This is a genomic window from Sphingomonas sp. (genome assembly GCF_040398505.1).
Taxonomy (GTDB): domain Bacteria; phylum Pseudomonadota; class Alphaproteobacteria; order Sphingomonadales; family Sphingomonadaceae; genus Sphingomonas.
In genome coordinates, this window is the sequence record NZ_JBBATX010000042.1 from 1 (window position 1) to 21,802 (window position 21,802).

Below are 21,802 nucleotides of genomic sequence, written 5' to 3' on the forward strand. Positions count from 1 at the left end.
GGGGGCGAACCATTCGAACTATGACGCGTTCGATGCCTTCACGACGACGGTGTCAGGCCGGATTTCGTATGATTCGACCCCGATCTGGCAGAAGACGTTTACCTATGCCTATGGCTTCGAGCTGACCGGCACGAACGAAAGCGTGTTCGATTTTGGCCTCGGGCTGCGCAAGCGCGGCTCGTATTTCATCGCTGCGCTGCCAGGGCAAATCGGGTTCGACCGGTCGGACAGTTTGCTCAACCCGTCCAAGGGCTATCGCCTGAAACTGAGCCTGAGCCCGGAAACATCGGTGCGCGGCGCGGTGCGGCCCTATGCGCGCGTCCTGATCGAGGCGAGCGGCTATTATCCGATCGGCGACAGCATCGTGCTGGCGGGGCGCGTGCGCGCCGGGTCGATCGCCGGGACCGGCCGGGACGATCTGGCACCGTCGCGGCGCTATTATGGCGGCGGCGGCGGATCGGTGCGCGGCTATGGCTATCAGCGCCTGGGGCCGCTCGACACGCAAGGCAATCCGGTCGGCGGACGCTCGATCAACGAATTCGCGCTCGAGGCGCGCTACCGCTTCGGCAATTACGGGATCGTGCCGTTTATCGATGGCGGCAATGCTTATGAAAGTTCGCTGCCCAAGGGCGGTGATTTGCGGCTGGGCGCGGGCATTGGCGGACGTTTCTATACCAATTTCGGGCCGGTGCGCGTCGATGTCGCGACGCCGCTCAACCCGCGCAAGGGGGACGGCAAGGTCGCGCTCTACATCTCGATCGGACAAGCGTTCTGATGGCCGAAGACGCGGTGATCGTGGTCCGCCCGCCTGTGTGGCAGCGCGTGCTGAAAGGGGCGGGGATCGCGCTGGTCGGCCTCGCCGTGCTGGCGGGGGCGTTCGTGCTTGGCCTCGATACCGCGCCCGGGCGGCGGGTGATCGCCAATTATGTGGGTGATTATACCACGGCTTCGGGCCTTAACATCACGGTCGGGCGGATCGAGGGATCGCTCTACGGCAAGATGGTGCTCATCGATGTGCGCGTGCGCGATCCGCAAGGCGTGTTCCTGACCGCGCCGCGGATCGCGGTCGATTGGCGACCGTTTGCTTATGCCAGCAACCATATCGATGTGCGGTCAGCGCAAGCGGCGCGGGTGACGATGACGCGCTCGCCGGTGTTCAAGCCGGTGCCGAGCGACCCCAATGCGCCGATCCTGCCCGATCTCGACATCGATATCGGGCGGCTGACGATCGCGCGGATGATCCTCGCCAAGCCGGTGACGGGGGCGGTGCATATCCTCAAGATCGATGGGCAGACCCACATCGCCGATCGCCGCGCGCAAGTGACCGCCGATGTTGCGGCGCTGACCGGCGCGGGCGTCGCCGGGGGCGACCGGCTGCGCTTCAAGCTCGACGCGGTACCCGATCGCGATCTGCTCGATATCGATACGCGGTTGATCGCACCCGCCAATGGCGTGGTTGCGGCGATGAGCGGGATCAAGGCACCAGTCGATTTCACTATTGGCGGCAAGGGGAGCTGGACGGCGTGGAGCGGCACGGCGTCGGGCACGCTTGGCGGGGCATCGTTTGCCGATCTTGCGCTGACCGCGAAGAGCGGGCGTTTCACGGTGCGTGGCAGCGCCAATCCCGGTCTCTATCCCGGCGGCGCGCCAAAGGACACGGCGACCCCGAGCAACCCGCTCGCGCGGCTGACCGCGCCACGGCTTGAGATCGCGGCGAATGCGACGCTCGATCAGCGCAAGATGACGCTGTCGGCGACCGCGCGCTCGGATGCTTTGGCGTTGGACGCCAAGGGGTTGCTCGATTTCGCGGCGAGCAGCTTCGGGCAGTTCGCGGTCAATGCGCGGCTGCTGACGCCCGGGGCGATCGCGCCCAATTTGCGCGGGCGCGATGTTGCGGCGCGCGTGGTGCTCGACGGCAAGTTCGCGACGCCGACGGTCAATTATGTCGTGACGGCGGGCGTGCTCGGTTTTGGCGAGACGCAAGTCGAGCAGCTTTATGCCTCGGGTCTGGCGCGGGTGAATGCCGATCATATCATCGTGCCGCTCGCGGCGCGGGCGGCGCGGGTGACGGGGCTGAATGCGGCGGCGGGCGGGTTGCTCGATGCGGTGACGATCAACGGCGATTTTGCGATTGCGGGCGACAAAATCCTCTCGGACAATCTGAAGATCCGATCGCGCAAGATTGACGCAACAGCCTTGGTCGTCGCGGACCTGTCGACGGGGTTGTATCGCGGCGCGCTCAACGGGCGCGTCAATGATTACCGGATCGACGGGGTCGGGATCGTCTCACTGCGGACCGATGCCAAGCTGGTGACGGTGCCGAGCGGCGGGTTCGGGATCACCGGCCATGTTGCGGCGCGGACCGCGCAAATCTTCAACGACGGCGCGCGCAGCTTCCTCGGCGGCAATGCGGTAGCGACGGCGGATGTGGGCTATGATCCCAACGGCATCGTCACCTTCCGCAATCTGCGCCTCAACGCCCCGCACTTCCGCGTGACGCGCGGGCAGGCGCGGTATGATCCCAAGGGTCCGTTGCTGGTCGAGGCCGATGGCTATTCGACTGCTTACGGGCCAATCTTCGCGCGCGTGTCGGGCACGGCGACGCAGCCGATCGCGCTGTTGCGCGCGCCACGGCCGGGTGTTGGGGTTGGCCTGGTCAATCTTGAGGCACGCGTGCGCGGGACGGGTTCGGCTTATGCGGTGAACGCGACAGGCGGCACGCAATATGGACCGTTCAGCGCTGATCTGCTGGTGAGTCCGGCCAGGCAATTGACGGTCGACATCCGCACGGCGCGCTTTGCCGGGGTCGATTTCAAGGGGCGGGTGCAACAGCTTGCGGCGGGGCCGTTCGGCGGGCGGGTGAGCTTTGCCGGATCGGGCGTCAGCGGTGCCGCATTGCTTGGCGCGCAGGGGTCGGTGCAGCGCGTCGATGTCGCGGCGCGGGCGAACAATGCCAAGATTCCCGATGCGGTCGATTTCACGATCGGGCGCGCGATCATCAATGCGCGCGCCGTGCTGTATGCCAATGCGCCGCAGATCGTCGCCGACGCGCAGGTCGCCGACTTGCGCTACGGCCCGACCGTCCTCGCCAGCGCGCGCGCGAAGATCGCTTATACCGGCGGCAGCGGCACCGCGCAGGTGGTGGCGCAAGGATCGAACGGCGCGCCGTTCCGCGTCGCCGCCAATGCGCGGCTGAGTCCCACTCTGTGGCTGGTCGCGACGCAGGGGCAGGCGAACGGGATCGATTTCAAGACGACCAACCCGGCGCGGATCGCGATCGATCGGGGTGCGTATCGGCTCGAGCCAACGCGGATCGATTTTGGCGCGGGCAAGAGCGCCGGCTCGGCCCGGATCGCGGCGGATTACGGCAATGGCGTGTCGGCGAAGCTGCGGCTCGACGCGCTCGATCTGTCGGTGGCGAATGCGGTGATCCCCGATCTCGGGCTGGGCGGATCGGCGACGGGTGCGCTCGATTATACGCAGCCGCGCGGCGCGTCGGTCCCGCAGATCGCCGGGCAATTCCGTGTGCGTAACTTCACGCGTTCCAGCCTTGCCAGCGTGTCCGAACCGGTCGATCTGATCGCGCAGGTCAGCCTGAGCAATGCTGGCGGTGAGGCGCGCGCGCTGATCCAGCGTGGCGGGACGACGGTCGGGCGGCTGGTCGCGGCGTTGCGCCCGCTGGGCGGCGGCGCGAACTGGACCGAGCGGCTGCTATCGGCGCCGCTGTCGGGCGGGATTCGCTATAACGGGCCGGCGGGCGTGTTGTTCTCGTTCGCGGGGCTGTCGAAGCAGCAGCTCTCCGGTCCGATCGCGCTGGCCGCCGATTTTGGCGGGCGGGTCGATGCGCCGCAACTGACCGGGCTGATCCGCGCGGATGCGCTGACCTATGACAATGAAGTCTATGGCACGCGGCTGAGCCAGATGAAGCTGGCCGGGCGTTTCACCAGCGACCGGCTCGAGATTACGCAGCTGTCAGCGCGGGCCGGCGAGGGGACGGTGCAGGCGCAGGGGTCGGTCGGCTTCTCCTCGGCAGCAGGGTTCCCGATCGCTTTCCGCGCGACGCTCAACAATGCCCGGCTTGCGCGCAGCGATGCGCTTGGCGCGACGGTGACGGGTACGATCGCGGTGACCAACAGCAACGCCAATGGCGGGCTGATCACGGGCGATCTGCGCATTCCTGAAGCGCGCTATGAAATCATCCGCCAGGGCCAGGCCGATGTCGCCGAATTGACCGGCGTCCGCCGCAAGAGCGATGTGGTCAAGGCTGCGGCCGCCGGTCCGGCCGAGCCGCCAGTCGGGCTGTTCAAACTCGATTTGCGCGTGCGCGCCGACAATCAGCTATTCGTCTCGGGCATGGGGCTCGAATCCGAATGGGAGATGGACGTGCGCGTGGCTGGCACGTCGGCCGCGCCGCGCATCATCGGGCGGCTGCAAATCGTGCGCGGGACCTATTCGTTCGCGGGCAAGCGTTTCGACGTGACCAAGGGCGATGTCCGCTTAGATGGCGGCGCGCTGGCCGATCCGCAAATTGCGCTAAGTGCCACCACGACCACCAACGACATCACCGTCGTGATCGATGTTACGGGCACCGGCCAGAAACCGCAAATCGCGTTTAATTCGACGCCTGCGCTGCCGCAGGACGAAGTGCTCAGCCGTTTGCTGTTCGGCAGTTCGGTAACAAACCTGTCGGCAATCCAGGCGATCCAGCTCGCCGCGGCGCTCAATTCGCTGCGCGGATCGGGCGGCGGGCTCAATCCGCTGGGCAAATTGCGCTCGGTCGCGGGGATTGATCAGCTGCGTATTCTGGGCGCGGATGAGGCGACCGGGCGCGGCACCGCGCTCGCCGCGGGCAAGTATATCACCAACAATATCTATGTCGAAGTGATCACCGATTCGCGCGGCTTCACCGCGACGCAGTTGGAGGTCTCGCTGACCAAGGCGCTCAGCGTGCTGTCGCAGGCCGGGTCGTTCGGCGGATCGAACGTCACGGTGCGCTATCGAAAAGATTTCTAATCGCAACTGATCTCTTCCCGTCGGCGGAAAAATCGAATATCGGGTATCCTCGAACGAGGACGGGCCGAATATGACAATCGAACATTTCGACGTTGTGGTGGTGGGAGCCGGGATCTCCGGAATCGGGGCCGGCTATCATCTGCAGACGATGAGTCCGGACCGCTCCTACGTCATTCTCGAAGGGCGTCCCGCGCTTGGCGGCACGTGGGACCTGTTCCGCTATCCCGGCATCCGTTCGGATTCGGACATGTATACGCTCGGCTATTCGTTCAAGCCGTGGACCGAGGCGAAGGCGATTGCCGACGGTCCCTCGATCTTAAAGTATGTTAGCGAGACCGCGCGCGACTTCGGGATTGACCAGCATATTCGCTTCAAACACCATGTGAAGCGCGCCGCCTGGTCGACCGCCGACGCGCGCTGGACCGTCGATTCCGAGGGGCCGGATGGTCCGGTGACGTACACCTGCAATTTCCTCTTCATGTGCAGCGGCTATTACAATTACGCGCGCGGCCACACGCCCGAGTGGAAGGGCGCGGAGTCCTTCGCCGGGCGCATCGTCCATCCGCAATTCTGGCCGAGCGATCTCGATTATGCGGGCAAGAAGGTCGTGGTGATCGGCAGCGGCGCGACCGCCGTCACCTTGATCCCGGCGATGGCGGAGACGGCGGCCCACGTCACGATGCTGCAGCGCTCCCCAACCTATGTCGTGTCGCGCCCGGCCGAGGATGCCGCGGCCAACTGGCTGCGCGCCAGGCTCCCCGCGAAGCTCGCTTATAGTCTGGTACGCTGGCGCAACGTGCTGTTCGGGATGTTCTTCTTCAACATGGCGCGCAAACGGCCGGCCAAGGTCAAGGACCGCCTGATCGGCATGGTCCGCGACGAGTTGGGCCCGGATTATGACATCGAGCGGCACTTCACGCCGAAGTATAATCCATGGGATCAGCGGCTGTGCCTCGTCCCCGATTCCGATCTGTTCGGCGTTTTGCGCAGCGGCAAGGCATCGGTCGTGACCGATACGATCGACCATTTTACCCCGACCGGCATTGCGCTGTCCTCGGGCGAGACGCTTGACGCCGACGTCGTGGTGACGGCAACCGGGCTGGAGCTACAGTTGCTCAGCGACGTCGTCTTCAGCGTCGACGGTGCCCCGGTCGATCTGTCCAAGACCTTCAATTACAAGGGCATGATGTTCTCGGACGTGCCGAACATGGCGTCTTCGTTCGGCTATACCAATGCGTCGTGGACGCTCAAGGCGGACTTGACCTGCGCCTATGTCTGTCGCTTGCTCAACACGATGAAGGCGCGCGGCTTGCGTCAGGCAACACCGCGCGTCGGCGACACGATGCTGGTGCCGGCACCGTTCCTCGATTTCAGCTCGGGCTATGTCACGCGCGCGATGGAAAAATTCCCCAAACAGGGGAGCAAGTCGCCGTGGCGCGTGCATCAGAATTATGCGCTCGATCTGCTGGCGCTACGCTATGGCTCGGTCGATGACGGGATGGAGTTTTCCAACCCGGTGGCGGTTGCGCCAAAGCGCGAGGCGGTTTCGGCATAAGCGACACGCCACTGGGCGGCGCCGCGGTCGTTTCTCTGCAATAACGGTATTTTGTCTTGCTGTGTTCGTTCGAACGAACTAGCAGCGCTGACGATGTTGCAACACCGCCTTCTCGAGATCGCCATCGCGGAATTCGCCGCGAAAGGGCTTGAAGGCGCAAGCACGCGCGGAATCGCTGCGGCGGCAGGAACCGCCATGTCCTCGATCACCTATCATTATGGTGGCAAGGAAGGGCTATATCTCGCGGCGGCGGACTATATCGCGGCGCAAGCCGGCGAGGAGATGGCCCCCGCATTCGACCATGGCGATCTTCCAGCGGCCCTGGCACCGGGCGAAGCGCGGTCGCGCATCCACGGCATCGTCCGCCAGTTTATCGAGACGATGGCGGGCGAGCGCAGCGCGGCATGGTCGCTGTTCATCATGCGCGAGCAAATGGCCCCGACCGAAGCGTTTGAGCGCATTTATGGCGGCCTGATGGGCAAGATGCTCGAAACCTTGTGTGAGCTGGTCTGCACCGCGACCGGACGCGATGATCGCGATACGGCGCGGATCGTGGTCATCACGCTGATCGGTCAAGTGATCGTGCTGCGCGCGTCGCGGGCGACGGTGCTCAAGCTGATGCGACGCGGCACGATCGATGCCGCTGCGACCGCGACGCTCGCCGCGCGGATCGCGGCCAATACCGACGCCATTCTTGACCGGCTGATCGCCGAATGCCAGGAAATTTCATGAGCGACGACCAGACGAACCCGGCGAAGAGTGGGGATGTGGCCCCGGATGATACGCCCAAAAAGCCGTCGATCTTCACCAAGCCGCTGTTCTGGATCGTGTTCGTGCTGGTCGTCGGTGCGATCGTCATCGGGTCGGTGCTCTATTATCTCGACGCGCGGCAATATGAGTCGACCGACGATGCGTTCATCGACGCGCACATCGTGCGGATTGCGCCGACCGTGGCGGGGACGCTGAAGGCGGTCGCCGATGTCGACAATCGCCATGTCGAGGCGGGACGGCTGCTCGCGGTGATCAGCGCGTCGGGGCCGGAAGCACGGATGTCCGAAGCGAGCGCCAATGTGAAACAGGCAGAAGCGCAATTCGAGCAAGCGCGCGCGCAAGTCGCGGCAGCGCAAGCGACGCGGGACCAGGCGGCGGCGCAAGCCCGCGCCCCGCTCGCCACCGCCGCCAAGGCGCAACAGGACCTTGCGCGCTATGAGGCGCTGCGCCAGATCGATCCCGCCGCTGTCGCCGGGCAACAGCTCGATGCGGCGCGGGCGACCGCGCGTTCGACCGCGGCCGAGGCGCTGGCCGCGCGCCAGCAAATCGACAGCGCGGCTGCCAATATTGCGGTCGCGCGGCGTCAGGTCGCCGCCGCGCGCGCGGTGATCGAAGCGCGACAAGCTTCGGTGCGGCAGGCCAATGTGACGCTTGGCGACAACCGACTGACCGCGCCCGTCTCGGGCCAGGTGGTCAATCGACAGGTTAACCTCGGTTCCTATGTCGGGCCGGGCACGCAGTTGATGGCGATCATCCCCGATCACATCTGGGTCACCGCGAATTTCAAGGAAACCCAGCTCCAGCGGATGACAATCGGCCAGCTCGTCAAGATCAAGGTCGATGCCTATCCCGACGTGGAATTTGCCGGCCATATTGACTCGGTCCAGCGCGGGGCAGGGCAAGCGTTCGCGCTGCTGCCGCCGCAAAATGCGACCGGCAATTACGTCAAGGTCGTGCAGCGCGTGCCGGTGCGGATCGAATTCGACGTGAAGCCGGGCAGCCCCGATCCGCGCAAATATTCGATCGGGCCGGGCATGTCGGTCGTGCCGACGGTCAAGGTCCGCTAAGGTGGCATCTGCGGTCGCGCAGGACGGCTGGAGTCCTTCGCGATCGGCGGCGGGCAAGTATAGCCCGTGGCTGATCGTGGCGGTCATTTCGATCCCGACCTTTATGGAAGTGCTCGACACCTCGATCGCCAACGTCGCGCTCGATCATATCGCCGGTGGTCTGTCGATTTCGAACGATCAGGCGACGTGGGTGCTGACGAGTTATCTCGTCGCCAATGCGATCATCATCCCGATCAGCGGCTGGCTGTCCGACGTAATCGGGCGGAAGCGTTACTTCATGATCTCGATTGCGCTGTTCACGCTGGCGTCGCTGCTGTGCGGGCTTGCGCCCGATCTGACGACGCTGGTCATCGCGCGCGTGCTGCAGGGGATTGGCGGCGGCGGGCTCGCCCCGGTCGAACAATCGATCCTCGCCGACACCTTTCCGCCGCGCCAGCGCGGGATGGCGTTTGCGGCGTTCGCGATCGTCGTCGTCGTCGGCCCGGTGCTCGGGCCAACGCTTGGCGGGTATATTACCGAAAATTCGAGCTGGCACTGGGTGTTCCTGATCAACGTGCCGATCGGGATCGCGTCGCTGTTTCTCGTCAATCTGTTCGTCGACGAGCCCAAAGCCGTCACCGACGACCGCGCCAAGCTGCTGAAACGCGGCATCCGCGTCGATTATATCGGGATCATCCTGATCGTGCTCGGGCTCGGCTTTTTCGAATATACGCTCGACCGCGGTCTGCGCGAGGATTGGTTCGCGAGCAGCTTCATCATTATGACGGCGACGATTTCAGCCGTGTCGCTGATTGCGCTGGTGCTGTGGGAGCTCAACAATGACGATCCGGTGATCGATCTGAAATTGCTCAAGAGCCGCAATCTTTCGCTCACGCTGCTGATGATGGCGGTGACGGGCATGATCCTGTTCGGCACGACTCAGCTGATCCCGCAAATGCTCCAGCAAGTGCTGGGCTATACGTCGTTCCAGGCTGGGTTGGCGCTGACGCTGGGCGGGCTTGCGACGCTGGTTGCGGTGCCGTTTGCGGGGCGTCTGTCGGGCAAGGTCGATGTGCGGTTGCTGTTGTTCCCGGCGTTGCTGGTTCAGGCGTTCGCGCTGTGGAACATGACGCATCTCAACGCCGAGATCACCTTCCACCACGCGGCGATCGCGCGGCTGTTTCAGGCGATGGCGCTGCCCTTCCTGTTCGTGCCGATCAACGCGGTGGCCTATGTCGGGCTGCCGCAAAACAAGACGGCGCAGGCATCGAGCTTGCTCAACATCGCACGCAATCTGGGCGGATCGATCGGGATTTCGATCTCGCAGACGCTGTTGTCGCATGGCTTGCAGCGGCATCAGTCCAACCTCGTCGCGCCGCTCAATCCGTTGAACCCGAATTATACTGATTGGATCGGAAAGGCTGAGGGTGTGTTCGGCGATGCCACGACGCCGCTCGCCATTTTGTACCAGACGGTGCAGCGTCAGGCCGCGATGCTCGCGTTCCTCGACGTGTTTCACGCCTTGATGATTGTGGTGTTGTGCGTGGCACCGCTCGTATTCTTGATGCGTCCCGGCAAGGCCGGCGGCAGTGGTGGAGGCGTGGGACATTGACCCGTTCGTTTGTGGCAACCGCGTTCATCGGGGCGACGCTGCTGGCCGGCTGCACCGTTGGACCGAAATATCAGGCACCGACACTGGCGGTGCCACCGAGCTTTGCCGAGCCGCAGGGCAGCGCAGCGGGCACGCGTGTCGATCCGGCGCGGTGGTGGACGGCGTTTGGGGATTCGACGCTGACGTCATTGGTCGAGCGTGCTTTGACAGACAGCCCGACCATCGCGATCGCGGCGTCGCGCGTGCGGCAGGCGCGGTTGCAGGAAATCGCGGCTTATGCGGTCGGCCGGCCAACGGTCGATGCGCTCGGCAATGTCAGCCACGTCGAATTCAGCAAGAATGCGGGCTTCTCCTCGCTCGCCAGCCTGTTTTCGGGCGGGAGCGGCGGGGGCGGAAGTCCCTCGGGCGGTGGCATCGCGCTGCCGGGCAGTGGCATCACCACCTATGCCGCCGGTTTTGACGCGAGCTGGGAGATCGATCTGTTCGGCGGCGGGCGGCGCGGTGTCGAAGGCGCGCTCGCGCGGAGCGATGCGGCGGTGTGGTCGCAGCGCGACGCCGCGGTAACGCTGGGGGCCGAAGTGGCGCAGGCGTATTTCGCGCTGCGGCTGGATCAAGCGCAGATCGCGGTGGTCGAGGACGAGCTCGGTCGCCAGCGCCGGGCGCTCGAGATCGCCGGCAATGTCGCCAAAGTCGGTTTAAGCCCGCAAATCGACGTAACGCGGCAACGTCAGTCGATTACCAGCCTTGAGGCAAGGCTCGAACCGCTGCGCGCCGATACGCGCGTGCGGATTCATGCGCTTGGGATCCTGCTCGGGGCCGAGCCCGAAAGCCTGACGGCGGAATTGACCGCGCCGCTGCCGACCCTGGCGTCGGTTCCGGTCGTGCCAGCCGGTCTGCCGTCCGATTTGCTGCGTCGCCGCCCCGATATTCGCGCGGCGGAGCGGCAATTGGCGGCCGCCACTGCGGACATCGGCGTAGCCGTCGCCGACCTGTATCCGAAGTTCAAACTGACCGGGATGGCGGAATTCCTCTCGACCTCGCTCGCGTCGTTATTGGCGCGGGACAGCCTTCAGGCGAGCGGCGTTGCCGGGGTCAGCTTCCCATTGCTCGACTGGGGGCGGCGCAAGGCCACGGTCGGCCTGCGCAAGGAAGATCGCGAACAGACCTATCTGCGCTACAAGGCGACCGTGCTCGGAGCGCTGCGCGATGTCGAAGACCCGCTCGCGCGGATCGATGCCGAGCGGCGGCGCAATGCGGCGCTGAAGCGCGCGGTCGCCGATGCCGAGGCAACGGCACATGCGGTCGACGCGCAATATCGCACCGGCTTCGTCGCGCAAAATACGCTGATCGATGCGCAGATCACGGTGCTGACCGCGCGCGAACAGCTCGTCGCAAGCGATGCGCAATTGCGGCAGGACACCGCCGCTTTGTTCAAGGCGATCGGCGGCGGTTGGGACGAGGCCGCGGCGGGGTGACTGGCGTGCGGCGTGGTGAGAGCATAAAGGGCGAAGCGATGGAGACCACCGCCTTGCGCGCCGCCGCGCTGACGCACCTCGAGGCGCTGATCGCGTTCGATACGACATCCCGCGATTCGAACCTCACGCTGATCGCGTATGTCGAGGCCTTCCTCGGCCGACACGGTGTTTCCGCCCGGCGCGTCACGAATGCCGAGGGGACCAAGGCCAATCTGTACGCGACGATCGGGCCAGCGGTGCCGGGCGGGGTGGTGTTGTCCGGGCATACCGATGTCGTGCCGGTCGATGGGCAGGCGTGGAGCAGCGACCCTTTCGCGCTGACCCGGCGGGGCGAACGGCTGTACGGGCGCGGCACGTGCGACATGAAGGGGTTTCTCGCGCTCGCCCTCGCGGCAGTTCCGGGCTTTGCGCGGGGGACAACCGCGCGACCGCTGCATCTGGCATTTTCATATGATGAGGAAGTCGGCTGTCTCGGCGCGCCGACGATGATCCGCGAATTGGTCACCGCGCTCCCCGCGCCGCGCGCTGTGATTGTCGGGGAGCCGACCGATATGGAGGTGGTCAGCGGGCACAAGGGGATCTCGACGTGGCGCGTAACCGTGACGGGGCATGAGGCGCATTCGAGCCTCACGCACCTCGGCGTTTCCGCCAATATGGTCGCGGTCGGGCTGATGGCGCAGCTGCGCGACCTTGCGCGCGCGCTGGCGGATCATGGCGATCCCACATCGCTCTACCATCCGCCGCACGCCACGCTGACGATCGGGCTGGTGCAAGGTGGTACTGCCGTCAACATCCTGGCGCGCGAGTGCAGCTTCGTGTTCGATTTGCGCACCCCGCCGGGGCAGGATCCCGATGCGATCATCGCCCCGTTTCTCGTTGCGTGTGCTGCCGAGGATGCGGCGCTGAAACGGCACTTCGCCGATGCCGGGGTCGAGGTGGTGCGCCGTTCGGCCACCCCGTCCTTCGCGCCCGAACCCGGCGGGGCAGCGGAGCAACTCGCACGACGGCTAACCGGCGATAACGGACCCGCCCGCGCGGCGGCTTATGCTGCCGAAGCAGGCCAATTTCAGGGGGCCGGTTTCTCGACGATCATCTGTGGGCCAGGGTCGATCGAGCAGGCGCACCAAGCCGACGAATATATGGAAATTACGCAGTTCGAGCGCGGCGCGGCGTTCATGACGCGGCTCTATGAGGCGCTGGCGTGATGTACGGCTGAAAATTAACGCGGCCGGGTCGCACGTTTGCGCTGCAAATTTAACGCTGGTCCGGCAATTTAGACTGGAAAAAAGCAACAGTCCCGAATCAGGACCCTAATCATACCACAGACCCGTAAGCTATAACGAGCGCCTACTTGAATTTCAGAAAAATTTCGACCCGATACGGAGGTAACTCGCTCGAATTTCGACCAAATTAATCCCGCATCGGATCGAAGAACGGTTTACCAGGGGCGGGTGCTCTCGCCGTAAACCAGATTCAGGATGAACTTCAACATCACGGTTTCTCCCTTATGCACTCAGGCGGGTGCGCAAGATTCTTAATGGAATCTTAAGGACAAAGCAACCGGATATCCGGGACTTCCGCCGACGGCGGTTTCGGATTTAACGCTTCGTTGAAGCCTTGCGGCGTATCGCGGGTCTCATGGCACCGGCCCCGCATCCACGAACGGCATCGCGCCGACCGGCGAAAGCACGTCCGGCTACACCCGATGCCGATCTGGGCGGGTTGCGGTTCGTTAGTCCGATCGCGCGACGTCGCGGACAGGACCGTCGCGCGCAAATGGCCGGTGCGGCGTCCGAACCGGGTGGGACAGGGCATGATTTGACGTGGCACTTTGTCGCGCTCGTCGAAGTTGTGAATTTTGCTGGATTGCGCCAATATCTTGGTCGATCGCGTGGCGATGCGCTCGTGCTCGATCTGGAACAGCGGATCGCAGCCACGCTGCCTGCTGCGGCAACGATGGTCGTCGGGCGCGCGACGATCGAAGTGTCGTTTGACGGCGCGTCCTTTGCCGATCTTGAGGCTGCGCATGCAGCGCTTCGTGCGGCGATTCTAGCGCCCTTTGATCTCGACAACGCGGTTCCTGCGATGGAGATTGCGATTGGCGGCGTTGGCGCACCGCTCGGTCTGGCCGAGGATGTACGGTTGATCGAGGAAGCGGAAGGCGCGTTGGAGGAAGCGCGCCACGATCTGCGCAGCGTCTTGCGCGACTTGTCGATCGGCACCCCCGCCTTCGATCGGCTTACCCTTACGCGCGAATTGCCGCTGGCGATCGTAAATGGCGAGATGTTCCTGCAATATCAGCCCAAACTGCACGTCCGCAAACAGGCGATTGCGAGTGCCGAGGCGCTGGTCCGCTGGCAGCATCCGCGCCGCGGCCTTATCCTGCCGGGAGATTTCATCACGGTGGCCGAAGAAGCGCGGCAGATTTCGGCGTTGACGCTCTGGACGCTCGATGAGGTAATCCGTGACCAGCGGACGCTTGCCGCAGACGGCCACGATCTGACGATTTTCGTCAACATTTCCGGTCAGTTGCTGGGCGACAAGGCGTTTGTCGATGCTGCCTGCGAAAAGGTGCGCACGGGCAGCGCGAAGATCGGCTTCGAGATCACCGAAACGGCGGTTATCCGGGATCCGGCGTGCGCGATCGCGAACCTGCAGATCTTCGCCGATCAGGGCATCACCATCGCGATCGACGATTATGGCGCGGGACTGTCGTCGCTGGCCTATTTGAAGCAGCTCCCCGCGCGCGAGCTGAAGATCGACAAGATGTTCGTGCTGCAATTGACCAGCAGCAATCGTGATCCGCTGATCGTCCGCTCGACGATTGATTTGGCCCATGCCCTCGACATGGAAGTGACGGCCGAGGGCGTGGAGACGCAAGCCGCGATGGCCTTGCTGTCGGTGATGGGCTGCGACATGATCCAGGGCTATCTGATCAGCCGCCCGGTCTCGATCGATGCGTTCCGTCAATTCCTGCGCGACGATCTGTTGCGCCCGGTCGAGGATGCGCGGCAAGCGATGTTCACGCGTCCGGCGACGTTCTGGAAGAGCGCCTGAGCGGGCGCACTAGTTTAGCGCCGCCTTAACGTGTTCGATCATATAGTTTGACGATGAGAGTCATAGCCCTTCGCGCGTTTGCGATCCTGTGTCTGTGCATCGTTGGCGCTGGATTCCATCCGGCTCCGTTACATGCGCAAGCGGTGCGGTCCGAAGGCGCTCAGTTCGACTCGCTCATCGTCGACGCCAAGGGCGCAATGCTTGGTGATCCTGACAAGGCAATCAACCGTGCGAAGGCGGCTGAGGCATATGCATCGCGCTTCGCAGGGCAACAACGAACGCTTGCAGTTGCAACGGCGAAATGGCTGCAGGGGGAAGCGTACGTAAGGCTGAATAACTCCGCCGCCGCTGCGCCGCTGATAGATCAGGCGATCGGGCTGGTTGCGACCGGCGCACCACCCACCAAGTTGAACGGTGACCTTCTGCTTTCTCGCGGCGGTCTGCTGACAGCGAATGCAGACGTGGCTGGTGCGCTGGCGGCCTATCAACAGGCACATGACGTTTTCCGAGATCTCGGAGAAACCCGTAGCCGAGCGATATCAGTTGTTTTGATAGGAATACTATATCAGGAAGCGGGTGATTACAGGAGCGCCTTAAAATACTTCAAGCAATCTCTGGATATATGTCAAGGCGATTCACAGACTTTGTTCTCTATATTTAGTAATCGCGGGATATCCTTTATGGGTCTTGATCGGATGCCCGAGGCGCAAGCCGAATTTCGCACCGCGCTCGACATCGCCCGCACGTTAAAGAGTCCTGTGCTCGAAGCTCGTACGTTGCGGAACATCGCGCGCGCGCAACTTGTCGCGGGGCAAATCGACGCTGCAGACCGTACCATCGCGATGGGGTTCGGCGCTTCGCGCGGCGACGATGCCGGATCATCGCGCGCGCATTTCCTCGTTCTGTCCGCTTGGTCTGCCCGTCTGCACGGGCGATTGCCCGAAGCGGAGCGCTTGATTCGCCGCGCGTTCAGCAACGCCAGCACGGAAAGTTCGACGCTAGACCTGCGCGAGGGGCACCAGACCGCGTACGACATTTTCAAACAGGCCGGCAATCAGGGGCAGGCGCTGATTCATCTCGAGGCGATCAAGCAATTCGATGACAAGACGTCGACGCTGGCGGCCTCGGCCAACACCGCGCTTGCTGCCGCGCGTTTTGATTTCGCCAATCAAGAATTGAACATCGAAAAACTGAAACGCGCGCAATTGCAGCGCAACATTGATGACGCCAAACAGCGCACCCGTACGCAGCAGCAGATTTTCATCGGGCTTGCGGTCATCGCGCTGATCATTGTCGCCATGCTCGCCTTCGGATTGATCACGATCCGCCGCAGCCGCAACGAAGTGCGTGCCGCCAACGTCGATCTCGGTTTGACCAACGCCGCGCTCGGCAAGGCACTGGCCGCCAAGACCGAGTTCCTCGCCACGACCAGCCATGAAATCCGCACACCGCTCAACGGGATCCTCGGCATGACGCAGGTCATGCTCGCCGACGCGACGCTCAGCGCAGCCCTGCGCGACCGGATCGGCGTTGTGCACGGTGCCGGGATCACGATGCGTGCGCTGGTCGACGATATTCTCGATGTTGCCAAGATGGAGACCGGCAACCTGACGATCGAACGCGTGCCATTCGACCTGAAGGCGACATTGCGCGATGTCTGCCGGATGTGGGAGGAGCAAGCCAAGGGCAAGGGGCTGACCTTTACGCTCGATCTGGAGGGGGCACCGGAAATGATCGAAGGCGACCCCGCGCGGATCCGTCAGATCGTGTTCAACCTTTTGTCCAACGCGCTGAAATTTACCGCCAGCGGCGGCGTAACGCTGCGCGCGACGGCGAGCGACACGACGCTGTCGCTCGCGGTGGCCGATACCGGACTTGGCATTCCGGCCGACAAGCTCGACATCATTTTCGAATCGTTCCGTCAGGTCGACGCCGGAACGACGCGGAAGTTCGGCGGGACCGGGCTGGGGCTGGCGATTTGCCGCAACCTTGCGCGCGCGATGGACGGCGACGTTCGCGTGGTGAGCACGCCCGATGCGGGGACGATTTTCACGCTCGAGATTCCGCTGCTGCTCGCTTCAGCGCCGCACGTTACGGCGAGCGCGGATGCTCCGGGTTCTGATGCGCTGCTGATCCTCGACCGTAATCCGATCTCCCGCGCAATGTTGCGCGCCGTGTTGCAGGCGCGCGCGCGAACCGTGCTTTTCGCGTCGAATACAGCGGAGGCGTTGGCACAGATCAAAGCGGGCCACGTGTCGCGCGTGCTGATCGACGACGCGACGATCACGGCGGCGGATGATGTGGACGCGGCGCTGACGGCGCTCGCCGCGCACGACGTCGTCACCGCCTTGCTGTGGCCGGCGCCGGATCCGGCCGAGCGCGAGCGGTTTGCCGCGATCGGGATCGACCACGTCATCGCCAAGCCGATTGCGGGGGTCGCGCTTGCCGCGATCCTGTTCGATGCGCCCGATTGTGGCCAACCGGTGCTTAACCGGCTTGTATCGCAAGCTGCGTGACCCGATAGAGGGCACCGATGTCCGCACACTCTCCCTTCGATCGCCGCTCGGGGCGCGGGCAATGAACATCCTGTTCATCGAAGACGACCCGATGAACCGCCGGGTCGTAAAGGACATGCTTGACGTCGCGGGCGCGACCATGACCGGGGCCGAAAGTGCCGAGATCGGGCTCGATTTGATCGACCGGTACGATTTCGAGATGGTGCTGCTCGATTTGCGGATGCCCGGCATGGATGGCTTTGAGGCGTTGCGCCACATTCGCCTCCGCAGCGATGCCAAAGCGAACCTGCCCGTCATCATCCTTACCGCTGACACCGCTGTCGATCTGCGCGAGCGCTGCCTTGCCGATGGCGCGGATGAGGTGCTGTTCAAGCCGGTGGCGATGGATTCGCTGTTCGATGCGATCGGGCGGATGCTCGCCAAGGGCACCGGGGACGGGATGATCGGCTGAGCGCAAGCGGCGGTGCCGGATCGTCCAGCGGTCGTATGGTTGGGGGCCGTAGGTCCGGTCGCGTAACGATCGGACGATACTCGGCGTATAGCGCGCATTCCCCTTGCTGGAGCGCCGCATGTCCGAACCTCTTCTTGATCACTTGCTGGCGACGATGGACGTTGCCGTCGAGGCTTTTGCGGTATGCGAGGTGCGCAAGGGTCTCCGGCTGGTCGGCGGCGCGAGCAAGACGATCGAAGTCCATTATGTGCTGTCGGGAACGATGTATCTAACCGTACCGGGCCAGCCCGTCATGATTTGTCCGCCCGGCAGCATCGTGATCGTCCAGCCCGGCGTCGCGCAAGGGATCGCCGCCGATCCGCAGCCCGCGCGCGATGTCGGGGCCGCCGACAATTGCCGGATGACGCGCGATGGCCTGATGCTGTTCGATGCCGCCAGGGGCGAGGAGGGCGATTTGCGCGTGCTGTGCGGGTTGGTGTTCGCCAATATCTCGGGTTCGTTCGGATTGCTCGATGCGGTGACACGGCCAATCCTCGAAGACCTTTTTGACCTGTCGATCGTCCAGAGCGGCGATCGCATGATGCTCGCGGAGATGGGCGGCGGCGCGCTCGGCATGCGCGCGCTGACCGGAGCGTTGATCCTCGTTTTTAGCCGCGCAAACCCGGTCGTTCAGGGCCGGGATGGCGGCTTTCGATAAACCGCACTTAGTTACGACAACACTTGTTGTCAGCAGTATTTGTTCACGGTACGTTCGCTCTATGCTTTCGCACAACTCCTATCGCTACCGGATTTATCCGGATGCAAGCCAGGCTGTGCCGATGCGGCGCACCGCCGGCATGTGCCGGTTGGTCTATAATCTGTGTCTGGAGCAGCGTCAGACATGGGGCCAACGGCATAAGATCACAGCGGTCGACCAGATCAACGCCCTGCCAGAGCTGAAGGCGGCGTTCCCGTGGATCGCCGAGGCGCCGTCGCATTGCCTGCAGCAGGCGATCCGCAATCTGGACGTTGCGTTCAAAAACTTCTTTGCCGGCCGCGCAGGCTATCCGACTTTCCAAAAGCGCTCGTCGCGCGGCAGTTTTCGCTTTCCCGACGCCAAGCAGTTTAGCGCCGCCTTCGACGGACTGACGCTACCAAAGTTCGGCCGGGTGCGCTGGGTGATGCATCGCCGCCTGCCGAAGCAAAGCTCAAATACGAAGATCAAGAGCATTACTGTATCGAGCGAAGGCGCGGGGTGGTTTGCCAACGTGCTCGTGCAGCAAGACAAGCCCGCGCCGCCCGCCAAGGCCGGACTCGTGGTCGGGATCGACATCGGGATCACGATCCCGGTGGCGCTGTCCGACGGCGCTACAGTGAAAATGCCGCGCGCGACACCACGGCACACTCGGCGGCTGAAGCAGCTCAACCAGGCGTTAGCGCGCAAACGCCGCGGCAGTCGCAACCGCGAGCGCACCAAACAGCGCATCGCAGCGTGTCAGGCGCATCTCGGACGTCGGCGCCTAAATGCCGCGCACGAGATCGGCCACGCTCTGGCGCGCGATTATGCGGGCGTCGCCATGGAGGCGCTCAAGCTTCAGAACATGACCAGGAGCGCTGCCGGTAGGCTGGCGGAGCCTGGCATCAACGTGCGCGCGAAGGCCGGGCTCAACCGGTCGCTTCAGGATGTTGCCCCCGGGCAGATCCGCCTGATCATCCGCCAGCATATCGAGGCGGCTGGAGGACTGTTCGAGTTGGTCGATCCTCGTAATACCAGCAGGCGCTGTTCTGCCTGCGATCACGTCGCTGCCGAAAACCGCAAGAGCCAAGCGGACTTCGGCTGCGTCTCCTGTGGGATGCAGATCAATGCCGATCTGAATGCCGCAATCAATATCCGTCGCCTTGCCTTCGGCAATGCGACGGCAATACCACCAACCGGAGGACTTCCGGGGATGGCCTGTGAATCGAGCTCCATCAGGAGCCGGAAACAGGAACCGCGATCCGCGAGGCACGCACCTCTTCTGAAAAGAAGCCCGGTCCTTCAGGGCCGGGAGTAGTCACGAAGGTGTGCCTCGTCATCGTGCTGCGGCGCCATTTCGCGCGCGCCGGCTATGGCTCGGGCGTGCTCGGCACGTTGCGCGATCCGCGGCTTGGCAAGGCGATCACCGCCGTCCTCGACAAGCCCGCCGCACTGCACAGTGTCGCCAGTCTGGCCAGCATTGCGGGCATGAGCCGATCGGCCTTTGCGCGCGAATTCTCGAATACTTTGTCGATGAGCCCGATGGCGTTCGTCGCCAAGACGCGGCTGCATCATGCCGCCGAATTGCTCCGTTCGACCAAATTGCCGGTCAAGGTCATCGCCGCGAGCATCGGCTTTGCCAGCCGCAGCCATTTCAGCCGCGCGTTCGCCGCGGCTTATGGCGCGGACCCGAGCCGGTTTCGCAATAATGGCGCAAATATCGCGCCTGCCGTAACTTCCGGCGTGCCGCCTGCGAATTGAGTGCCATGTCCCGCCCAAGACGGCGTGACGCATCGCATTACCGGAGATCTGATCCCATGACCCGACCCTCATCGCTTTCGCTGCTGTTCGCCGGCGCGGCTCTGGCCGTTGGCGGTGCCTTCGCCGTTACCGGGTTCAATCCGATGGGATCGAGCGTCGGTGTGACCGCCGCTTCGGCCGCCGCTCCTGCCGTGGCGCGTGGTGCCGATGCCGCGCACCCGACGGTGGTCGAATTGTTCGAAAGCCAGGGCTGTTCGGATTGCCCGCCCGCCAATGCCAACGTGAATGCGCTCGCGGCCCGCCCCGACATTCTCGCGCTCAATTTCGCGGTGACCTATTGGGATCAGCTCGGCTGGAAGGACACGTTCGCCAAGCCCGCTTACACCGCGCGGCAGTGGGACTATTCGAACGCCGCCGGACGCGGCCAGGTCGCGACGCCGCAAGTGATCATCAACGGCGGTGCCACCGTGGTCGGCGCGAACCCGCAAACGCTCGCGCGGGCCGTGCAGGATAATGCACGCGGCCTTGGTGGCCCACAGATCGTCGCGGCGAAGGGCAAGGTCACCGTCGGCAAGGGCAGCGGCACCGCGACGGTGTGGATCGTGTACTATGATCCGCGCACGCTGACCGTGCCGATCCGCGCGGGCGAGAATGCAGGGCGCACGCTCGATCATCGCAACGTGGTGCGGTCGCTCGCGGCGCTCGGCAGCTGGAATGGCGCACCCGCGACCTTCACTGTCCCCGCACCGAGCGACCGCGCCTATCGCAGCGCGATCCTCGTCCAGCAGGGCAAGGGCGGCAAGATCATCGCGGCGTCGCGGATTTAAGGGTCGCCAACCCCGGGCGGACGGCGGAGCGCCCCCTCCAGCGACGCCGTTCCGCTGCCCCGTCGTGCCGGTTTCGGCTGCGACGGGGCAGGGGACCAACCGGTCAGATAGATCAGGTCGAAACGTTCGGGCGTTTTCCCGTCGGGGTCGGCGTGCGCGGCGAACAGTTCGGCAGCGCGCGCGAGCGTATCGCGGCGCAGCGGGGTGCGGGCCCGCAACACGTTGGTCGCCCCCATCCCGCGCAGGTCGCGCAAGATGCCGCCGATCGAGCTGTAGCGCACGGTCAGCGCTTCGACATCGGCGACCGGCAGCGCAAACCCCGCGCGCATCAGCAAATCGCCGGCAGAGCGGACATCGATTTGCGGATGAACCCGCGCCGCGGGCCGGTCGCGCTCGGCCTCGCGCAGCACGCTGCGCAGCGTCGCGAGCGTGCCCGCACCGCAGAACGCCGCGAGGAACAGCCCGTCGGGCCGCAAGGCACGGCGGATCAGCGTCAAGGCACCGGGCAGATCATCAATGCTGTCGAGCACCCCCGCCGAGATTACGAGATCGAAGCTGCCGGGGGCGAAGGGCAAGCGGTCCTCATCGGCCTGTACGCCACCCGCTTGGGCCGCGAACAGCGCACCCGCGTCGCAGCGCGTGACCGACACGCCCTCCGGAACCGGTAATGCCCCGTCGAAGCAGCCGAGATCGAGCAGGTCGGTGAAGCGGTGCGTGACGCTCGCGAGGCGATCCGCAATCCCCTCAAGCATCACCGCGCGCAGGAAATCGAAGTCGGCAAAGGTGGGCGCGGCGCGGTCGCGGCGCAGGCGGCGCGCGGCGCGATCGAAGATTTCCGGAACATCGCTGGGGAGGGGGGAAGACATTGCGCGGCTTGTGCCGCTCCGCCGCGCACGCGACAAGGGCGATGTGTCGCTTTGGCTCGCCCCCTTACGCTATATCGCCGATTTTGCGCTGCCGCCGCGCTGTCCCGGCTGCGGCGCGGTCACGGGCGAGGACCACC

General features: G+C 64.4%; 16 protein-coding genes and 1 pseudogene. 16 read left to right on the forward strand and 1 reads right to left on the reverse strand.

Features of this window, described 5'->3' with window-relative positions:
• The 16 genes and pseudogenes from ABWP09_RS07280 to ABWP09_RS07355 form a co-directional block, all read left to right on the forward strand.
• Positions 1-775: autotransporter assembly complex protein TamA (locus ABWP09_RS07280; RefSeq protein ID WP_353204485.1), on the forward strand; the 775-nt coding region annotated here is incomplete at its 5' end.
• Positions 775-5,013 carry a translocation/assembly module TamB domain-containing protein gene (locus ABWP09_RS07285; protein ID WP_353204486.1) on the forward strand — a complete coding sequence of 1,413 codons (4,239 nt, stop codon included), beginning with the start codon at positions 775-777 and terminating at the stop codon, positions 5,011-5,013. The genes ABWP09_RS07280 and ABWP09_RS07285, both read left to right, overlap by 1 nt.
• Positions 5,014-5,083: 70 nt before the next feature.
• Complete coding sequence (locus ABWP09_RS07290) at positions 5,084-6,568, forward strand: flavin-containing monooxygenase (protein ID WP_353204487.1); 1,485 nt, start codon at positions 5,084-5,086, stop codon at positions 6,566-6,568.
• A gap of 93 nt (positions 6,569-6,661) precedes the next feature.
• Entirely contained in the window at positions 6,662-7,300 is a 639-nt protein-coding gene (locus ABWP09_RS07295) for a CerR family C-terminal domain-containing protein (RefSeq protein ID WP_353204488.1), read from the forward strand.
• The gene (locus tag ABWP09_RS07300; protein ID WP_353204489.1) at positions 7,297-8,406 is read left to right on the forward strand and encodes an HlyD family secretion protein; all 1,110 of its coding nucleotides are present in this window, start codon (positions 7,297-7,299) and stop codon (positions 8,404-8,406) included. Before ABWP09_RS07295 ends, ABWP09_RS07300 begins: the two co-directional genes overlap by 4 nt.
• A 1-nt stretch (position 8,407) precedes the next feature.
• Entirely contained in the window at positions 8,408-9,997 is a 1,590-nt protein-coding gene (locus ABWP09_RS07305) for a DHA2 family efflux MFS transporter permease subunit (RefSeq protein ID WP_353204490.1), read from the forward strand.
• The gene (locus tag ABWP09_RS07310) at positions 9,994-11,472 is read left to right on the forward strand and encodes an efflux transporter outer membrane subunit (RefSeq protein ID WP_353204491.1); all 1,479 of its coding nucleotides are present in this window, start codon (positions 9,994-9,996) and stop codon (positions 11,470-11,472) included. The genes ABWP09_RS07305 and ABWP09_RS07310 overlap by 4 nt, the downstream gene beginning before the upstream one ends.
• Before the next feature lie 38 nt (positions 11,473-11,510).
• Positions 11,511-12,677: an acetylornithine deacetylase gene (gene argE, locus ABWP09_RS07315; protein WP_353204492.1), complete on the forward strand. Its 1,167-nt coding sequence runs from the start codon at positions 11,511-11,513 to the stop codon at positions 12,675-12,677.
• 517 nt (positions 12,678-13,194) lie between these two features.
• Positions 13,195-14,529, forward strand: a complete 1,335-nt coding sequence (locus ABWP09_RS07320; protein WP_353204493.1) for an EAL domain-containing protein — start codon at positions 13,195-13,197, stop codon at positions 14,527-14,529.
• 197 nt (positions 14,530-14,726) lie between these two features.
• A pseudogene (locus ABWP09_RS07325) lies at positions 14,727-15,146 on the forward strand (tetratricopeptide repeat protein); the annotation flags it as partial.
• Positions 15,147-15,209: 63 nt separating this feature from the next.
• Positions 15,210-17,045 (forward strand): ATP-binding response regulator, encoded by a 1,836-nt coding sequence (locus ABWP09_RS07330; protein ID WP_353204500.1) that lies wholly within the window; start codon positions 15,210-15,212, stop codon positions 17,043-17,045.
• A 61-nt stretch (positions 17,046-17,106) separates the two neighbouring features.
• Positions 17,107-17,496, forward strand: coding sequence for a response regulator (locus tag ABWP09_RS07335; protein WP_353204494.1), 390 nt, complete (start codon positions 17,107-17,109; stop codon positions 17,494-17,496).
• A 118-nt stretch (positions 17,497-17,614) separates the two neighbouring features.
• Entirely contained in the window at positions 17,615-18,193 is a 579-nt protein-coding gene (locus ABWP09_RS07340; RefSeq protein WP_353204495.1) for a cupin domain-containing protein, read from the forward strand.
• A gap of 61 nt (positions 18,194-18,254) precedes the next feature.
• Entirely contained in the window at positions 18,255-19,529 is a 1,275-nt protein-coding gene (locus tag ABWP09_RS07345; RefSeq protein ID WP_353204496.1) for an RNA-guided endonuclease InsQ/TnpB family protein, read from the forward strand.
• A gap of 8 nt (positions 19,530-19,537) precedes the next feature.
• Positions 19,538-19,972, forward strand: coding sequence for a helix-turn-helix transcriptional regulator (locus ABWP09_RS07350; RefSeq protein WP_353204497.1), 435 nt, complete (start codon positions 19,538-19,540; stop codon positions 19,970-19,972).
• 56 nt (positions 19,973-20,028) lie between these two features.
• Positions 20,029-20,799, forward strand: coding sequence for a DUF1223 domain-containing protein (locus tag ABWP09_RS07355; RefSeq protein WP_353204498.1), 771 nt, complete (start codon positions 20,029-20,031; stop codon positions 20,797-20,799).
• Here the strand turns inward: ABWP09_RS07355 and ABWP09_RS07360 are convergent.
• On the reverse strand, positions 20,796-21,665 hold the full coding sequence (locus tag ABWP09_RS07360; protein WP_353204499.1) for a methyltransferase domain-containing protein: 870 nt from the start codon (positions 21,663-21,665) through the stop codon (positions 20,796-20,798). The genes ABWP09_RS07355 and ABWP09_RS07360 overlap by 4 nt on opposite strands.
• Positions 21,666-21,802 lie beyond the last annotated feature (137 nt).